This window comes from Paraburkholderia aspalathi (assembly GCF_900116445.1).
GTDB classification, from domain to species: Bacteria; Pseudomonadota; Gammaproteobacteria; order Burkholderiales; family Burkholderiaceae; genus Paraburkholderia; species Paraburkholderia aspalathi.
In genome coordinates, this window is the sequence record NZ_FPBH01000009.1 from 215,217 (window position 1) to 231,093 (window position 15,877).

Consider the following 15,877-nt stretch of genomic DNA (forward strand, 5'->3'; position numbering starts at 1 on the left):
GTTTGCCGGATCAGGACTTCAGAGCGGTGAGCGAGCCATGGCCGCCACCCGGCACGGCGATACTCGTGCAGGTGCCACCTTGAACGAACTTCCATGAGTTGCCCTGGAAATCCATTGCGGACGTACCTTGACACGTGGTGCCAGGACCGGCGGCGCAATCGTTCTGCCCTTTCAGGGCGACGCCATAGCACTTTTCCTTGTGAGCGGCGACCGCGGCGCTTGCCTCCGCACTCGTAAGCGGTGCTGCGTGGGCGACTGATGCGAGCAGGCTAGCGACTACGCCGGCGAGGAGGGCGGAACTGACAGTGGCTTTAGCGGACATGGAATTTCTCCAGAAGTTGAGATAGAGGAGTACCCGTGCTGGATACATCATCTAATTCGTGGACTGGAGACGTCCGGTTACAGGCAAGTCATCTTTTTTTTGCTTTCGACTTGCGCGCAACAAAATCAAGCCGCTCGATCAACGAGAGGCCTGAGCATTCACCACCGAAGCAGTTTGGGACCCAGCACCGCTCCGAGCGCGACTGGAAGCAGCATGCCGACCACATACCAGATGCTCCAGAACGCAGGGTTCATCTCGGGGCAATGAAAGCAGTACGCGACCGTGGCGACTGAGCTTGCGAGCAGACCCGAGATGGCGCCGGCGAGCCGTAGACGGGTCGGCGCCAGTCCTTTGACAGCCCAGAAGATCGCAATGAAGCCTGGAACGGCCAGCAGAAGGATATTGAATGGGCATGTGCGCCAGGTCTGCCCGAGTATTGCGGGCAACCGCTCTTGCGGTGCGGCGCTGATGAGCACCGCTATGGCTGCAATCCAGACGATTACAACCGGTATAGCGATGACGGGCCATCCAGTTCCGACCTTGGCGCCGGGGCGCGCGAGCCGAACGGTTGCAATCAGGGCGCCGATTGCGAGGCACAGCGGAAACGCGAGTTTTTCCCAGAAGATTGCGGTTTTGGCGATGGTGCTCAGATCGGGGCGAATGCCAAATACGGCAGCCATCAACGCCGTCGCGCCAAGGGCGGCAACCGGCAATGAGATGCCGAACCGACGGGCCACCGTGCCGCTTTTTACGGGCGCTATGCCGGTCGAGAGCAATCCGACGAGGTCATCTGTTCTCATGCCATTCTCCGGACGTATGTGGCCAGAGCCTTGAGACCCCTATGGATGCTGACCTTGACGGCCGACTCCGATAGCCCCGTCAAGCGGGAGGCTTCGGCGACTGAAAGTCCCTGCAGCTTGACGTGCACGATCGAGAGCCGCTGCTTGTCGGGCAGGTGATCGAGCAGTTTCCCGATGTCGCGATGGGCATCGGTCGGTTCGTCGGCGGACTCGGCGAAAATGTCGTCGTGCTCGTCAAGGGGGTCATGCAGCGACTCCCGTCGCGCACGCGTTCTGAAGAAATCCATCAGTTTATAGCGCGCGATCGCGTGAACCCACGCGGTCAGAGGCTCATCCGGCCGGTATGTATGACGTGCATTATGCACGGCCAGCAGGATTTCCTGAACGAGATCCTCGACGTCATCGTGAAGTTGGGGAATCCGTTTGCGAAGATAGCCACGCAGGTGACGCGTCAGTTCGGACAGAAACGCGCGGTACTCGGATGCGTTGCCTGCCAGGCCCGAGACGAACAACGTTTTCAGACGCTCCTCTGCGGAGTACACGGTCATGATGTTCCTGTGCGTTGCGTTCTCAGACCGCCTGATGCGCGCGTGCTGGCTGTCGTGCGGCACCAAAGCAGGTTTGCTAAGGCTCCAGGTTGTTTTAGATCGGATGATTTAGAATATCGCAACGTGTGTGACGTTGCAATCCCGACCGGGAAGACGTTGCGCGATGGCTGGAGTAAGCATGGTCCGACCACGGGAATTCGATGAAAATGCGGTCCTCGATGCAGCCGCCCACCAGTTCTGGGTCTATGGCTACGAGGCGACTTCTGTGCGGGATCTTGCGCAGTGCATGGGCATTACGGGGGCGAGCCTCTACAACGCGTTCGGGGACAAACGTTCGCTGTTTCAACGGGCGCTGGCCCACTACATAGAAAATAGCTTCGGCGACCGGGTGTCGAGATTCGAGCGGAGCCTGCCGCCTCTTGATGCCATCAAGGCATTCTTTCGGGAAATCGTCGAGCGATCGGTCGGCGACAGGGACCGTAAGGGATGCCTGCTGGTGAATTCGGCACTTGAGGTTGCACCACACGACGCTGGTTTCCAGACGATGATCGCCAATGTGCTGGTGGCGGTAGAAGCGTTTTTCCGGCGCTGTGTGCACGCGGGTCAGCAGGCTGGCGAGATTTCGACTGCCCAGTCTGCGGACGATCTTGCGCGCTTGCTGCTAGGACTCCATCTCGGCATACGGGTGCTTGCCCGGACAAGGCCGGAACGTGCGCTCTTGGAGGGCGTTGTACGGCCGGCGCTGGCGCTTCTCGAGCCCAACAAACTCGACTGACGCCTGCATGCGCTTCAGCGGCCTCTCGCCAACCCCTGGCTCGGCATCGAATTCGGTTTGAAGCGCGAACCGAGCCGATACCGCTTTCCTGGATGCACGAAGTGAGCGAGTGTCACCGGCGTGCCGCCGGTCCAGGTGCGCCGCGTCAGCATCAAGCAAGGCTCGTCGGTTCGCATCTCGAGCAGCGCTGCCTGTTCAGGCGTCGGCAAACAGGCGTCGACGATATGCTCGATTTCCAGTTCGTAGTGGGACACGTTGTTGTAGAGATACTGCGATGGCGGCTCGGCCGTGAAATCCTGCGTGAGGAAATCCGGTGCGGCGGCGGGGTTCACATACCGGTCTTCGAACTGAATGGGCCGCCCGTTTTCCAGATGTACGCAGGTCAGATGAAACACCGGCGTATTCCTCGGCAGCCCGAACGCCGCGGCGACCTCGATCGAAGCGGCTTCGCGCACCAGCGTAATGACCTTGCACGCATATTCGTGCCCTCGCGAGCGAATCTCATCGCGAATATGAGCGATCATCAGCAGGTTCGACTGCGGTTTGCCTTCGGCGACAAACGTGCCGACGCCGGCCACGCGTTCGAGTTCACCCTCGGCGGTCAGTTCGCGCAATGCGCGATTGACCGTCATGCGTGCGACCCCGAACGCCGTCGCCAGATCGATCTCCGACGGGATGCGCTCGCCAACGCCCCATTCGCCTGCACGAACCTTGTCGCGTACAACGGCCTTGATCTGCTGAAACGGCGCACCGGGTTTTTGAGCCATATGTACTACCCTTCGATTCCGAATTGAGCGACACCGATTCTATTACGCTTTCAGTCTCGCCCAAGCGCCGCGAACAGCGCGCGCAGAAACATATCATTTTCCTCTTCGGTACCGACGGTCACGCGGACAAGGTCGTCCAGTTCGTATGCGCCGAGCGGCCGGACCACGATGCCGGCTTGTAGCAGCCGTTGGGCCACCGTTTTTGCGTCGTTCAGGCCAATCGCAATGAAGTTCGCGTGTGTAGGGATGAACGGAATGCCCTGACGCTCCAGCGCCTGGGTGATTTGCGCAATGCCTGCACGATTCAGACTCTGCGTGCGTTGCAGGAACACGCGATCGGCGAGCGCCGCCAGTGCCGCGCGCTGCGCGAGTGCATTGACGCTGAACGTCGGGCGGATTCGAGCAATGGCATCGACAAGATCGGGATGCATGATGCCGTAGCCGACTCGCAGCGACGCTAACCCGTACGCCTTCGAAAACGTTCGCGCGACGACCAGTTGCGGATAACGCGCAAGCAGTGAAATCGAATCGGGGCGCAGCGTGGGGTCGACGTAGTCGATATACGCTTCATCGAGTACGACGAGCGTATCCGGACCGACCGAATCCAGAATGACTTCGATCTCTGCCGGGGACAGCAGCGTGCCCGTTGGATTGTTGGGGTTGCAGATGTAGACGAGGCGCGTTGCGGGGGTCAACGCCGCGCGCATCGCGGCAGGATCGTGACGGTAATCGGACGCCGGCACTTCGATTGCGGTGGCGCCGCGCGCCTTGATACTGATCGGATAGGCCTGAAATGCGTACTGCGAATAGAGTCCGGCGGTGCCGGCACGCAAACTCAACGCCGCGCACAGATCGATCAGTTCGTGGGAACCGTTCGTCACCGCGATGTGGTTGGCCGGCACACCATGATAGCGGGCAAGCGCGTTACGCAGATCGAATGCATCGCTATCCGGATAGCGCGCGAGAGCGGTATCCGCGCCGCTGAACTGCTCGGCCAACGCTTGCGCGACATGTGGGCTGCAGCCGAGCGGATTTTCATTCGACGCCAGTTTGATGATGCGTGCAAGACCATATTCGCGCGCAACCGATTGCTCGGAGCGGCCCGGTACATAGAGCGGCAACGCACGGATATGCGCGGGCACCGGTGCGTTTTTCACGGTATCGTCCAACTCGCTTTTCGTTTCGCTCATACGCCCACCTGTCCTTGTTCTGCGCGCCACACTATCGGAAACAGCGGGTGCGCCATCGGCGCGCCTTCGGCTAGCGTCTCGCGCAGACCCGGAAACTCCGGCGATGTGCGCCACGGGCGGGGCTGGTGACGGATATCGTCGCCGATAAAGCGCAGCGAAAACGCGCGGCGCCGACGGTTACCACCAACGCCGCCCGAGGCATGCAACGTCAGCATATGAAAGCACACCATATCGCCAGGTTCGAGTTCCCAGCCAATGATCGGATACGCGTCGCGATTGCTTTCGATGTCGGGCAAATCGGTCAGGCTGCCTTCGGGAAACCACTTCGCCTCGTTGGCAATGAACGTGCGCGGCATCAGCCATGGCCCGCGATGCGAACCTGCGACAAATTCGAGTGTTGATGCTCGCGCGACCGGATCGACGGGAATCCACATGCTGACGTTCTGGTTGCCGGTGATGTTGTAGTACGGCTGGTCCTGGTGCCACGGCGTGCGCTGGCGCGTGTTGGGCTCCTTCACCAGCAGATGATCGTGATAGAAACGGGCCGCTTCGCCGCCCATCAACGCACCCGCAACGCTCGGCGCAGGCGACTCCATGATGAAACGGCGATAACCGTCGTTATCCTGCCAGTTGCAGAAGTCTTCGAAAAACCAGCCTGGATCGTCCGGCCGGCTCGCCACTTTTGCACGCGGACTCGGTTGAGCGATGTTGTGGTCGATGGCCTCGCGCAACATCGCCAGTTCATCCTCGGAGAAAATGTTGCGAATACACACCGCGCCGTCGACGCGAAACGCCCGCACCAGATCGTCGGTCACCGCGCGCGCGACGCGCTGTTGAATGGTTTCAGACATCTCCGTTTCCTTTATATGTGATTGACATTGCACGCTGCTCACCGCTCAACTGCCCGAATGAAATCGGCGATGCGGCTGTTTCCTGTCGCGCCGAGAATCGAGTCAGGGGTGCCTGACTCCAGAATGACGCCGTCGGCGACAAAATGAATCGTGTCGGCGAGCTTGCGTGCGAACGCCATCTCATGGGTCACGATGGCAAGCGTCAAACCCGCATCGGCAAGGGTGCGAATCGTGTCGAGCACGCCCGCGACAAGCTCCGGATCGAGCGCCGAGGTCGGCTCGTCGAACAGGACGACTTTCGGTTTCATCGCCAGTGCACGTGCAATCGCAACGCGCTGGCGCTGGCCGCCCGATAACTGGTCGGGGTAGTAGCCAAGGCGATTGCCGAGGCCAACCTGATGCAGGATCGCCGAGGCCTCACTGATGACTTCGTCGCGTTGGCGACGCTGCACGTGGATCGGCCCTTCGATCACGTTTTCGAGCACGGTGCGATGAGCGAACAGATTGAATTGCTGAAACACCATGGGCATCTTGCGCCGTGCAATGCGCAGTTGCGCTTCCGGCTTCGTGCGAAACGTGGCGCCATCCTGATGACAAAGCCGTTCGCCGTCGAAATGGATTTCACCGCCGGTCGGCATGTCCAGAAAATTGATGCAACGGAGCAACGTGGACTTGCCCCCGCCACTCGGACCGATGAAGAAGCTCACCTCGCCGGGCCGGATACGCAGGTCGATGCCTTTGAGCACCCGTACCGCGCCGAACGATTTTTCGAGTGCGCGCACTTCGAGAATAGACGTTGAAGGGTTCGCCGTCCCGTTCAGATCAGGTTTCAAGATTGGGCTCCGTGCTCGTTGCGCCGGCCTTGCTTGCGGGAATCTGTGTCGACACGCGCTTGCCGCCGCGGTGTACCGGGGTGAACTTCTGCTCGATCCATCGCACGCCGCGTGCCGCAGCAAAGCTCATCGCGAAGTAGATGATCGCCACCATCAGATAGACCTGCATGCTCATGAAGGTATCGGCGATCACAATCGTGCCGTGCCTCAGCAATTCGTTGACCGCGATGAACGACACCAACGACGAATCCTTCAGCAACGAAATGAAATAACCGCCGATCGTGGGGAGCGCAACCTTCAGCGCTTGAGGAAGAATCACCCGCCGGTAGATCATCGTGTGCGACATGCCGATGGTCAGTCCCGCTTCACGCTGGCCGTTGTCTACCGCCTGGATCGCCGCGCGGAACACTTCCGAAAGATACGCGCCGAGGTTCAGCGCGAGGCCGAGCACGCCCGCCCAGAATCCCGGCAAGGTCAAGCCGACCTGCGGCAACGTGAAGTAGATCACCAGCAATTGAACCACCAGCGGTACGTCGCGCCAGATCTCGACATAGGCACGCAGCAGCCAGTCAAGCCAGCGCCGTGACGACAGCCGGCCTAGCGCGACCGCGAGTCCGAGCGCAATCGCACACGTCATGCTGATGACCGACAGTTCGATCGTCACCCACGCGCCCTTCAACAGGAACGGAAAGTAGCGCGGAATCAGCGTAAAGAAGAACTCGCTCATGATCGGCGCGATTACTTCGTCAGCACCGCTTGCTCCGGCGACCATGCACCGTACTTCGTCAGGATCTTCTGGCGCGTGCCGTCCTGATCCATCGATTGCAGCGCGCCATTGATCGCGGTGAGCAGATCGCTGCACTCTGCGCGCACCGCTGCGGCACTCGTGCCGAATTTATAGTTCGCCTTGTTCTCGGCGTCGACCCATTCGGGCTTCGGGTGGTAGTAGATCGGCTGACCGACAACGCGAAGATTTTTCATCTTCTCGCGTTGGCCGAGCAGGGTGCCCTGATCGAGCAGTACCGCGTCGACCTGGCCGTTTTGCAACGCCATGAATGGCTCGCCGAACGAATTGAAGTCCATGACTTCGCCGATCTGGCCTTCGGTCGCGAGCCGGTGTGCGTTCACCGAATCGTTGGTGCCGAGCGTTGTGGCAACCTTCCGGTTCTTCAGATCTGCGAACGACTGGATCGGCGAATCGGTTTTGACAATGATTTCGTCGTAGAGCAGGAAGTAGGGCCGTGAGAAACGCACGTTGGCGCTCTGGATGCGCTCCTGCGTGGCCGACATCGATGAAAAGATGATGTCCCAGCGCTTCGATTTCAGCCCGGGAATCAACGTGCTCCATTCGGTGACGACGAAGTCCGTCTTCGGCACGCCGATGCGCTTGCCCACTTCCTTCAGCATATCGGCCTCGAAGCCGCCATAGCTACCGTCTTCGTTTTGCCAGACGAAAGGGCGGGTACCCATCAGGCCGTTGCCCGCTGTCAGGACACCGCTCGACTTCACGTCGTCCAGACAGCCCGCGGCGACCGGAAATGCGGAGCTGGACAGGACGGCGGCGGCACATAACGCGATCAGACGATTCATGGCGAACACTCCGGTCAGAAAGGGAACGGCTGGGGAAACGTTGTGCGCGTCCGCGATACCTCGATGAAATCCATTCGCGATGCGGTCTAGACCGGACTATACTGCAACAAAAAAAATAGCCAAGTTTTTTTTCGGCGTCGATAACGGAGGGAAAGTCGGCACTCGCACATCAGGTTTGTGGCCTGAGTGCAAATCGGAGGGGGAGGGTGTGAACGTTCTTTCGGCGCTGGAATCGCGTTGCGCGATTAGCCGATCGCTCGTGGTGAGACGACGTGACGTATGTGCAACGCGATGCGCTGCCCGAATCCGATGGCGAGCGATTCAGAGATCGGGATTCGGAGTCAGGAGACTGCGCCCGAACCGTACTTGCCCACCAGCAGCTCGCCGCTGGCGAACCGGTCGAGCGCATAGGGCGCAAGGGAAACATCCGTGGGCAGACCGAGCGCATGCTGCGCGAGGATCTTGCCGATGCCCGGCGACAGCTTGAAGCCGTGCCCGGAGAAGCCAAAGCCGACAATGAGTCCGTCGATATCGCCGACCTTGCCTAACACCGGATTCCAGTCGGGCGTCACGTCGTACACACCGGTCCATGACGAAGCGAGACCAGCGGCCTCGTAAGCCGGAAAGCGTTCCACCACCTGAGCGCCGACTTCGGCAACATAGTCGAGCGAGATATCGCCCTGTTCGGTTTCCGGCGAGTTCAACGTTTCGCCGACCACACCTTCCGACACCAGCATCTGGCTGCCGCCGTAACTGCGGTAATAGAGCATGCCGTCCGAACCCAGGTCCTTGAACGCCGGCATCTTGAACGAGTAGGCGGCACCGTCGCACTCGAGCGCAAGCACCGTGTGTCGCTCCGGCTTGACCGGCAGCGGCACACCGATCCAGCCGGCGAGTTCCGACGTCCAGATGTTCTGCGTGCTGATCAGCGTGCCGCAGCTGAAGTTACCCGCGCTGGTTGCGACCCCGGTGATCCGGCGTCCTTCGCGCACGAGCCCCATAACCGTCACGCCTTCCATGATCTTGACACCGCGTCGGCGCGCAGAGCGGGCGAAGCCGGTCGCCACCAGATAGGCATCCGCAAAACCCGCCTCAGGTTCATAACCGATCAGCGCGGCGTCGTCGAAGTGCGCAATCGGCAGGCGCTCGTGCGCCTCAGCCTTGTCGAGCAGTTGCACTTCGATGCCCATATCCTGCTGCGCGGCGAGCGAGGCGCGCAGCGGCTCCAGCTTGTCGCCGTCGGGCGCGCAGATCAGATAGCCGCACTTGACGAGACCACAGGACGCTTCGTCGTCGCCGAGATAGTCAGCGAAATTATTGAATGCCCACCACGAAGAGCGCGCGAGTTCCACGTTCTGGCGCACCGAATAGTGCGTGCGCAACAGGCCGGACGACTGTGACGTGGTGCCCGCGCCGATCGTGCCCTGTTCGATAACCAGCACGCTTTGCGCGCCCAGTGCGGCGAGATGATGGGCGACCGACGCGCCGATGACGCCAGCGCCAATCACGATGAAATCGTAGTGGCTCATGTGGACCTCTGTGTAGGCAATGAGGCGAATTCTAGGAAAACGTTGGCCGCGCCAATTTTGTATTAGGCAAACTTATGGCGAGCCAATGCAATTTCTCATCCTGTGCAGCAAGCCTGCGAACCTCGGCACCGAGCCGCGCGTACCGCACGGGATGACCTGCATGTCACCCATGCGAGCGGAGCATCTCATGAGACGAACCCCGACCCCGATCGATCTGCGCGCGTTGCAGGCGTTTGTGGCTGTCTGCGACAGCGGCTCGATGACGGGCGCGGCGAAGCAGCTGGGCGTGAGCCAGAGCGCCATCAGCCAGTCGATTGCCGCGCTGGAGCGAGATCAGGGCCTGACGCTGTTCGATCGCGAGAGCCGTCCGCCGCGCCCGAATGTAGCGGGGCGCGCGTTGCTGGAGTTGGCAGGGCCGTTGATTGAACACGCGCAGATGGTGAGCGCGCGGATCGGCGATGCCTCGCATACCGGCAAGATGCCGGTGCGCCTGGGTTGCGTCGATTCGTTCGCGGCCACTGTCGGGCCGGAATTGATTCGTGCGGTGTCGAATTCAGAGCGGCAGATTTCGATGTGGTCCGGTCTCACGCCGGGCTTGAGCAAGCAGTTGCACGACCGCGAACTGGATATCACGATCTGCACGCAGACCACGCTGAGCGACCCACGGATCGTCGAAGTGCCGCTGTTTTCCGAGGCATTCGTGGTGGTGGTTGCGCGCAGCCAGTTGAACGGACGCCGCAATATCGACTGGCGCACACTTGCGCTCGAGCTGCCGCTGATCCGCTATACGGCGCGCTCGGTGATCGGCCAGCAGATCGAACGTTTCGTGCGGCATCTGGGCATTAACAGTCCGCGGCGTTACGAGTTCGATGCGACCGATCCGCTGCTGAGTCTGGTGGCCGCGCGGGCGGGGTTCGCAATTTCGACGCCTTTGTGTCTGTGGCAGGCGCGGCACTATCTGGACGATATCGCGGTGATGCCGTTGCCGCCGAGCCGCCTCGGGCGGCGCGATTTTTTTCTGCTGCATCGCCAGGGCGAGTGGGAACAGTTCGCCGGCGACATCGTCATGCTGACGCGCGGCGTGCTGGACAACGCGATTCAACCGTCGCTCGCGCGGGCGCTACCCGATCTGCCGGACGATGCATTGCGCTGATTCAGGCGCCATAGCACGCGTTTGTATAAGCGTTGCTTTTAACGCTGCTTAACCGCCCACCTCGTTTTTGTGCAAAGTCGCACCAGTCACAGCGACGATGTGCACCGGAGTCAGGCTGATGAACCTTTCAGTATCGAAATCAGGAACGACGCATGGCGTCCAAAGCGTTTATTGGTGGGAATCTTTGATTCACTTAGATAAACATGGCACAAACGTTGCATTGTTAAAGGCATTGACTGGGACGGCCGCGGCGAGCGATCAGTCAGCTGCACTCGATTGCGGATAGACAAAGATCGACAGGAATTGAATGGGCGTCTTGATGAGGCGTTCCGGACCGTGGGGTATCTCGCCCTGGAAAGTGAGCGTGTCGCCAGGATGAAGAATGTAGGTTTGCTGACCGTGACGGTATTCGATCACGCCCTTGAGCATGTGAATGAACTCGGTGCCCGGATGCTGAAACACGGGAAAGCGTTCGGCTTCGTCCTCCATCGTAATCAGGAAGGGTTCGAAAAGCTTACGAGGACCTTGGTCATAGGCAAGCAGGTGATAGGTGTGGCCGCTTTTGGTGCCCTTGCGAACCACTTCCATGCCACTGCCTTTTTTGACGAGCTGTGCACCGCCTTGTGGCACGTCGAAATTGCGAAACAGCATGGAGAGCGAAACGCCGAGCGCCTGTGCAATGCGGTTGAGGACCTCGAGACCTGCGGAAGTCTGCGCGTTTTCGATCTTCGAGAGCATGCCGCGGCTGATGCCGGCCTGAGCTGAAACCTGAGCGATGGTCAGACCGTGGCGCTGGCGTAATTCGCGAAGGGTGTTGCCGAGATAGCGTTCAAGCGGCGTTTTATTATCTTCACCGATTTGCATGTAAGCCTCACGTAAAACGAAAGCGTAGCAGATTGCAGCGCTGAGTCACGCGCAAAGAGTTTCACAAAAAGAATCTTTGTTTCTCACCAATAAAATATCCGACCGATTGAAAACAGGCTCGAAGCGCGGCACAAGCGGCGTTCGGGAGCGTGTTGCGCAACCCGGTCACACGCGCTGCGTGTGGCTTTCCAAACCACGAAAGATGCAGTTGCAAGGAGTGGCGATGAACCTGAACGATGCGAGCAAGCTGCCGGTCAACGAGCTCGGATGCGTGCCGCGTTTCGGCTCGGCGGAAGAGGCGCAAGCGTATCTGACGCAGCAGGGCGTGAAGTACGTGCTGGCGCAGTTTGTCGATATTCACGGCGTGGCCAAGGCGAAGTCGGTGCCGGTCAGTCATCTGAAGAGCGTGTTGACGGCGGGTGCCGGTTTCGCGGGGTTTGCGATCTGGGGAGTAGGGATCGAGCCGAACGGTCCCGACTATATGGCCGTCGGCGATCTGGCGACGCTCACGCCGGTGCCGTGGCAGCCGGGCCTGGCACGGATCGTCTGCGACGGTCATGTGGATGGCGAAGCATGGCAATACGATTCGCGCGTGACCTTGAAGAAACAGGTCGCACGGATGACCGAGCGCAGCTGGACGCTTTTCACAGGTCTGGAGCCGGAATTCTCGCTGCTGCGTCGTTCGGCGTCCGGCACGCTTGAGCCATGCGATCCGAGCGATACGCTCGCCAAGCCGTGCTACGACTACAAGGGACTCTCGCGTACGCGCGTCTTCCTGGAAACGCTCACCGAATCGATGCGCGCGGTCGGCATCGACGTCTATCAGATCGATCACGAAGACGCGAACGGTCAGTTCGAAATCAACTACACGTACACCGATTGCCTGACCTCGTGCGATCACTACGTGTTCTTCAAGATGGCCGCCTCCGAGATCGCCAATGAACTCGGCATGATCTGCTCGTTCATGCCGAAGCCGTTCGCGAACCGTCCAGGCAATGGCATGCACATGCATATGTCGATCGGCGACGGCGAACGCAACCTGTTCTCTGACAAGAGCGACAAGCTCGGCATGGGCCTGTCCACGCTCGGCTATCAATTCACCGCCGGTTTGCTCGCGCATGCGCCCGCGCTGGCCGCACTGTGCAATCCGACGGTGAACTCGTACAAGCGCCTCGTGGTTGGCCGCTCGCTGACAGGCGCAACGTGGGCGCCGGCCTACATCAGCTACGGCGACAACAACCGTTCGACGATGGTGCGCATGCCCGGCGAGCGTATCGAACTGCGTTTGCCGGATGGGGCGTGCAATCCGTATCTCGCGACGTCGGCTGTGATTGCCGCGGGGCTGGACGGCGTTGACCGTGGTTTGTCGCCGGGCGAACCGGCTAACGAGAATCTCTACGAGTGGTCGCCCGCGAAACTCTCCGAACACGGCATCGGCGTGCTGCCGCAAAACCTCGAGCAAGCACTCGACGCGCTGGAAAGCGACCGCGTGATCTGCGACGCGCTCGGCCCGGTTGCCGATGAATTCCTCAAGCTCAAACGGATGGAGTGGATCGAATACATGCGCCACGTTTCGGACTGGGAACTGAAGACCTACCTCGAATTCTTCTAAGGAGAAGCACCATGTGCGGAATTGTGGGCTTGCTGGTCAAGACGCCGGCATTGCGCGAACGGCTCGGCGAACTGATGGTGCCGATGCTGATCGGCATGACCGAGCGCGGACCGGATTCGGCGGGCCTCGCGGTGTTCGGCAAACAGGTGGATGCGAGCCAGCGCAAGCTGAGCATCTACGCGGGCTTCACCGACGAAGGCGCGGACTTTGCATGGCAACCGCTGCTGGACGCATTGAACGCGGCGATGGACGTGACCGCCCGTGTGGATGCGAAGGGCAATCATGCGGTACTGACGGTGCAAGGCAATGTCGAGCGCGTGAAGACGTGGCTGCGCGAGCGCTATCCGAAGCTGTATCTGCTGTCGAGCGGCCGCTCGATCGATCTGTACAAAGATATTGGCTCGCCGTCGCAAGTCGCCGAGCGTTATGACTTTGCGAACCTGAAAGGCTCGCACCTGGTCGGCCACACACGCATGGCGACGGAATCGGCGGTGACGCCCGACCGCGCGCATCCGTTCACGGCCGGCGATGATTTCTGCCTCGTCCACAACGGCTCGCTCTCGAATGCGCATGGCGTGCGCCGCAAGCTCGAACCGCAAGGCATTCACTTCGATACCGACAACGACACCGAAGCCGCCTGCCGCTTTCTCGAATGGCGGCTGCGCGAAGGCGACACGTTGCCGGTCGCCTTGCAGAAGGGTTTCGAAGAACTCGACGGCTTCTACACGTTCCTGATGGGCACCTCGACCGAACTTGCGCTGATTCGCGATCCGTTCGCGTGCAAGCCGGCGGTGGTCGCGGAAAACGACGACTACGTCGCGATCGCATCCGAGTTCCGCTCGCTCGCGCATCTGCCCGACATCAAGAACGCCAGGGTCTTCGAACCCGCACCTGAGGAGGTGTATGTATGGAAAGCCTGACTTTCGATCTGGAGCGTACGACGGTCCGTGAGCTGAACCAGTTCCTGCACAAACCGGCGAGCGAACTGGAGGGTCAGGCGGTGACCATCGTCTCACCGAACGGCGCGCATAACCTCGCGGTTGGTGTGGATGCGCCGGTGCGAGTGACGATCGCCGGTCACGCCGGCTATTACGCAGGCGGCATGAACAAGCACGCGACGATCGAGATCGACGGCAGCGCGGGCACCGGCGTCGCGGAAAACATGATGAGCGGCAAAGTGCATGTGAAGGGTTTCGCGTCGAACGGCGCGGGCGCTTCGGCGCACGGCGGCCTGCTGGTGATCGACGGCGATGCGGGCCTGCGCTGCGGTATTTCGTTGAAGGGCGGCGACATCGTGGTGGGCGGCTCGGTAGGCAGCTTCTCAGCCTTCATGGCGCAGGCGGGTCGCATGGTGATCTGTGGCAATGCGGGTGATGCGCTCGGCGACTCGCTTTACGAAGCGGTGCTGTACGTGCGCGGCGACGTGAAATCGCTCGGCGCGGACGCACAGTACGAGCCGATGACGCAGGCGGATATCGACGCGGTGCGCACGCTGCTCACCGCCGCCGGCATGGACCACGACCCGGCGTCGTTTAAACGGATCGCCTCCGCTCGCACGCTCTATCACTGGAACGCCGACGCGAACCAGGAATATTGAACACACGCTCTCGAAGAAGGCCCCCATGGAAGCCAAATCCGTTCAATTCGTCCGCTTGCAGCAGGAAGAGTCGCAAGGCTACGACCGCAAGACGATCGACTATATCCACTCGGCCGCGCAGCGCGGCCTCTACGAAATTCGCGGTCTGGGCGCGAAACGCCGTGTGCCGCATTTCGACGATCTGCTGTTTCTCGGCGCCTCGCTGTCGCGCTATCCGCTCGAAGGGTATCGCGAGAAATGCGCGACGCAGACCGTGCTCGGCACACGCTTCGCCAAAAAACCGGTGGTGCTCGACATTCCGATCACGATTGCCGGCATGAGCTTCGGCGCGCTATCCGCTAACGTGAAAGAAGCGCTCGGCCAGGCCGCGACCGCGATGGGCACCTCGACTACCACCGGTGACGGCGGCATGACGCAGGAAGAGCGCCGCTCGTCGAAGACACTGGTCTATCAGTGCCTGCCGTCGCGCTACGGCTTCAACCCGGACGACGTGCGCCGCGCCGATGCGATCGAAATCGTGATCGGCCAGGGCGCGAAACCGGGCGGCGGCGGCATGCTGCTCGGGCAGAAGGTCAATCCGCGCGTCGCCTCGATGCGCACCTTGCCGGCCGGTGTCGATCAGCGTTCGGCGAGCCGTCACCCGGACTGGACCGGCCCGGACGATCTGGCGATCAAGATTCAGGAACTGCGCGAAATCACCGATTGGGAAAAACCGATCTACGTGAAGGTCGGCGCAACCCGCACGTTCAACGACGTCAAGCTCGCGGTGCATGCGGGTGCGGACGTGGTGGTGATCGACGGGATGCAGGGCGGCACGGCGGCGACGCAGACCTGCTTCATCGAGAACGTCGGCATTCCGACGCTGGCCGCGGTTCGCCAGGCGGTGGACGCGCTCGAAGATCTGAATATGAAAGGCCAGGTGCAACTGATCGTCTCGGGCGGCATCCGCACCGGTGCTGACGTAGCGAAGGCATTGGCGCTCGGCGCGGATGCGGTGGCGATCGGGCAGGGCATGCTGATGGCGCTCGGCTGCAACAGCGATACGTACTTTCAGAACGGCGCACTGCATTCGGCGGCGGCGGACTACGCGGCGCTGAACACGTCGCCGGGTTTCTGCCATCACTGCCACACGGGCAAGTGCCCGGTCGGCGTGACCACCCAGGACGCGGTGCTCGAACAACGTGTGCAGCCCGATGAAGGATCACGCCGCGTGCGCAACTACCTCAAGACGTTGAACATGGAACTGACGACGATCGCGCGGGCGTGCGGCAAGCAGAACGTCCATCACCTCGAACCGGAGGATCTGGTCGCGTTGACGGTCGAGGCCGCGGCAATGGCGCGTATTCCGCTCGCGGGTACTTCGTGGATTCCTGGATGGACCCCATGAATTGAGTTGTTTTGAGATTTTTGACTGTGGAAAAGTTGAGTGCATTCAACCTTGATTCA

General features: G+C 60.9%; 17 protein-coding genes. 6 read left to right on the forward strand and 11 right to left on the reverse strand.

Annotated features, from left to right (window positions below):
• Positions 1-10: 10 nt before the first annotated feature.
• The 3 genes from BM438_RS16630 to BM438_RS16640 form a co-directional block, all read right to left on the reverse strand.
• Entirely contained in the window at positions 11-322 is a 312-nt protein-coding gene (locus BM438_RS16630; RefSeq protein WP_054041172.1) for a BufA1 family periplasmic bufferin-type metallophore, read from the reverse strand.
• Positions 323-480: 158 nt separating this feature from the next.
• The gene (locus BM438_RS16635) at positions 481-1,122 is read right to left on the reverse strand and encodes a DUF1109 domain-containing protein (RefSeq protein WP_093635325.1); all 642 of its coding nucleotides are present in this window, start codon (positions 1,120-1,122) and stop codon (positions 481-483) included.
• Positions 1,119-1,670, reverse strand: a complete 552-nt coding sequence (locus BM438_RS16640; RefSeq protein ID WP_093635326.1) for a sigma-70 family RNA polymerase sigma factor — start codon at positions 1,668-1,670, stop codon at positions 1,119-1,121. Before BM438_RS16640 ends, BM438_RS16635 begins: the two co-directional genes overlap by 4 nt.
• 178 nt (positions 1,671-1,848) lie before the next feature.
• Between BM438_RS16640 and BM438_RS16645 the strand changes: the two genes are divergently transcribed.
• Entirely contained in the window at positions 1,849-2,445 is a 597-nt protein-coding gene (locus BM438_RS16645; RefSeq protein ID WP_093635327.1) for a TetR/AcrR family transcriptional regulator, read from the forward strand.
• Between the two features lie 14 nt (positions 2,446-2,459).
• Here the strand turns inward: BM438_RS16645 and hutC are convergent, their stop codons facing one another.
• From hutC to BM438_RS16680, 7 genes are all read right to left on the reverse strand, one after another.
• On the reverse strand, positions 2,460-3,212 hold the full coding sequence (gene hutC, locus BM438_RS16650) for a histidine utilization repressor (protein WP_093635328.1): 753 nt from the start codon (positions 3,210-3,212) through the stop codon (positions 2,460-2,462).
• A gap of 50 nt (positions 3,213-3,262) precedes the next feature.
• Positions 3,263-4,402 carry a histidinol-phosphate transaminase gene (gene hisC / locus BM438_RS16655; protein ID WP_093635329.1) on the reverse strand — a complete coding sequence of 380 codons (1,140 nt, stop codon included), beginning with the start codon at positions 4,400-4,402 and terminating at the stop codon, positions 3,263-3,265.
• Positions 4,399-5,253 carry a phytanoyl-CoA dioxygenase family protein gene (locus tag BM438_RS16660; RefSeq protein ID WP_093635330.1) on the reverse strand — a complete coding sequence of 285 codons (855 nt, stop codon included), beginning with the start codon at positions 5,251-5,253 and terminating at the stop codon, positions 4,399-4,401. The genes hisC and BM438_RS16660 overlap by 4 nt, the downstream gene beginning before the upstream one ends.
• A 38-nt stretch (positions 5,254-5,291) precedes the next feature.
• Complete coding sequence (locus BM438_RS16665; protein WP_244179388.1) at positions 5,292-6,086, reverse strand: amino acid ABC transporter ATP-binding protein; 795 nt, start codon at positions 6,084-6,086, stop codon at positions 5,292-5,294.
• Positions 6,076-6,858, reverse strand: coding sequence for an amino acid ABC transporter permease (locus BM438_RS16670; protein WP_208620667.1), 783 nt, complete (start codon positions 6,856-6,858; stop codon positions 6,076-6,078). The genes BM438_RS16665 and BM438_RS16670 overlap by 11 nt, the downstream gene beginning before the upstream one ends.
• Entirely contained in the window at positions 6,825-7,676 is an 852-nt protein-coding gene (locus BM438_RS16675; RefSeq protein ID WP_054041182.1) for a substrate-binding periplasmic protein, read from the reverse strand. The genes BM438_RS16670 and BM438_RS16675 overlap by 34 nt, the downstream gene beginning before the upstream one ends.
• A gap of 341 nt (positions 7,677-8,017) precedes the next feature.
• Positions 8,018-9,205, reverse strand: coding sequence for an NAD(P)/FAD-dependent oxidoreductase (locus BM438_RS16680; protein WP_093635331.1), 1,188 nt, complete (start codon positions 9,203-9,205; stop codon positions 8,018-8,020).
• A 187-nt stretch (positions 9,206-9,392) separates the two neighbouring features.
• Between BM438_RS16680 and BM438_RS16685 the strand changes: the two genes are divergently transcribed.
• Entirely contained in the window at positions 9,393-10,358 is a 966-nt protein-coding gene (locus tag BM438_RS16685) for a LysR family transcriptional regulator (RefSeq protein ID WP_093635387.1), read from the forward strand.
• 258 nt (positions 10,359-10,616) lie between these two features.
• On the opposite strand, the gene BM438_RS16690 is transcribed toward BM438_RS16685, so the two are convergent.
• A complete protein-coding gene (locus BM438_RS16690; RefSeq protein WP_093635332.1) occupies positions 10,617-11,222 on the reverse strand; it encodes a helix-turn-helix domain-containing protein in 606 nt (201 codons plus the stop codon).
• 223 nt (positions 11,223-11,445) lie between these two features.
• Here BM438_RS16690 and glnT point away from each other — a divergent pair, with 223 nt between their 5' ends.
• The 4 genes from glnT to BM438_RS16710 are packed head-to-tail and all read left to right on the forward strand — an operon-like array spanning position 11,446 to position 15,818.
• A complete protein-coding gene (gene glnT, locus BM438_RS16695) occupies positions 11,446-12,834 on the forward strand; it encodes a type III glutamate--ammonia ligase (RefSeq protein WP_244179389.1) in 1,389 nt (462 codons plus the stop codon).
• 11 nt (positions 12,835-12,845) lie between these two features.
• A complete protein-coding gene (locus BM438_RS16700) occupies positions 12,846-13,754 on the forward strand; it encodes a class II glutamine amidotransferase (protein ID WP_093635333.1) in 909 nt (302 codons plus the stop codon).
• On the forward strand, positions 13,742-14,431 hold the full coding sequence (locus BM438_RS16705) for a GltB/FmdC/FwdC-like GXGXG domain-containing protein (RefSeq protein WP_093635334.1): 690 nt from the start codon (positions 13,742-13,744) through the stop codon (positions 14,429-14,431). The genes BM438_RS16700 and BM438_RS16705 overlap by 13 nt, the downstream gene beginning before the upstream one ends.
• Before the next feature lie 25 nt (positions 14,432-14,456).
• The gene (locus BM438_RS16710) at positions 14,457-15,818 is read left to right on the forward strand and encodes an FMN-binding glutamate synthase family protein (RefSeq protein ID WP_054041194.1); all 1,362 of its coding nucleotides are present in this window, start codon (positions 14,457-14,459) and stop codon (positions 15,816-15,818) included.
• Positions 15,819-15,877: the final 59 nt, after the last annotated feature.

Bases quoted from the DNA above. Each gene is read 5' to 3' on its own strand.
- BM438_RS16630 (WP_054041172.1), bottom strand. From the start codon at position 322: ATGTCCGCTAAAGCCACTGTCAGTTCCGCCCTCCTCGCCGGCGTAGTC.
- BM438_RS16635 (WP_093635325.1), bottom strand. From the start codon at position 1,122: ATGAGAACAGATGACCTCGTCGGATTGCTCTCGACCGGCATAGCGCCC.
- BM438_RS16640 (WP_093635326.1), bottom strand. From the start codon at position 1,670: ATGACCGTGTACTCCGCAGAGGAGCGTCTGAAAACGTTGTTCGTCTCG.
- BM438_RS16645 (WP_093635327.1), top strand. From the start codon at position 1,849: ATGGTCCGACCACGGGAATTCGATGAAAATGCGGTCCTCGATGCAGCC.
- hutC (WP_093635328.1), bottom strand. From the start codon at position 3,212: ATGGCTCAAAAACCCGGTGCGCCGTTTCAGCAGATCAAGGCCGTTGTA.
- hisC (WP_093635329.1), bottom strand. From the start codon at position 4,402: ATGAGCGAAACGAAAAGCGAGTTGGACGATACCGTGAAAAACGCACCG.
- BM438_RS16660 (WP_093635330.1), bottom strand. From the start codon at position 5,253: ATGTCTGAAACCATTCAACAGCGCGTCGCGCGCGCGGTGACCGACGAT.
- BM438_RS16670 (WP_208620667.1), bottom strand. From the start codon at position 6,858: ATGGTCGCCGGAGCAAGCGGTGCTGACGAAGTAATCGCGCCGATCATG.
- BM438_RS16675 (WP_054041182.1), bottom strand. From the start codon at position 7,676: ATGAATCGTCTGATCGCGTTATGTGCCGCCGCCGTCCTGTCCAGCTCC.
- BM438_RS16680 (WP_093635331.1), bottom strand. From the start codon at position 9,205: ATGAGCCACTACGATTTCATCGTGATTGGCGCTGGCGTCATCGGCGCG.
- BM438_RS16685 (WP_093635387.1), top strand. From the start codon at position 9,393: ATGAGACGAACCCCGACCCCGATCGATCTGCGCGCGTTGCAGGCGTTT.
- BM438_RS16690 (WP_093635332.1), bottom strand. From the start codon at position 11,222: ATGCAAATCGGTGAAGATAATAAAACGCCGCTTGAACGCTATCTCGGC.
- glnT (WP_244179389.1), top strand. From the start codon at position 11,446: ATGAACCTGAACGATGCGAGCAAGCTGCCGGTCAACGAGCTCGGATGC.
- BM438_RS16700 (WP_093635333.1), top strand. From the start codon at position 12,846: ATGTGCGGAATTGTGGGCTTGCTGGTCAAGACGCCGGCATTGCGCGAA.
- BM438_RS16705 (WP_093635334.1), top strand. From the start codon at position 13,742: ATGGAAAGCCTGACTTTCGATCTGGAGCGTACGACGGTCCGTGAGCTG.
- BM438_RS16710 (WP_054041194.1), top strand. From the start codon at position 14,457: ATGGAAGCCAAATCCGTTCAATTCGTCCGCTTGCAGCAGGAAGAGTCG.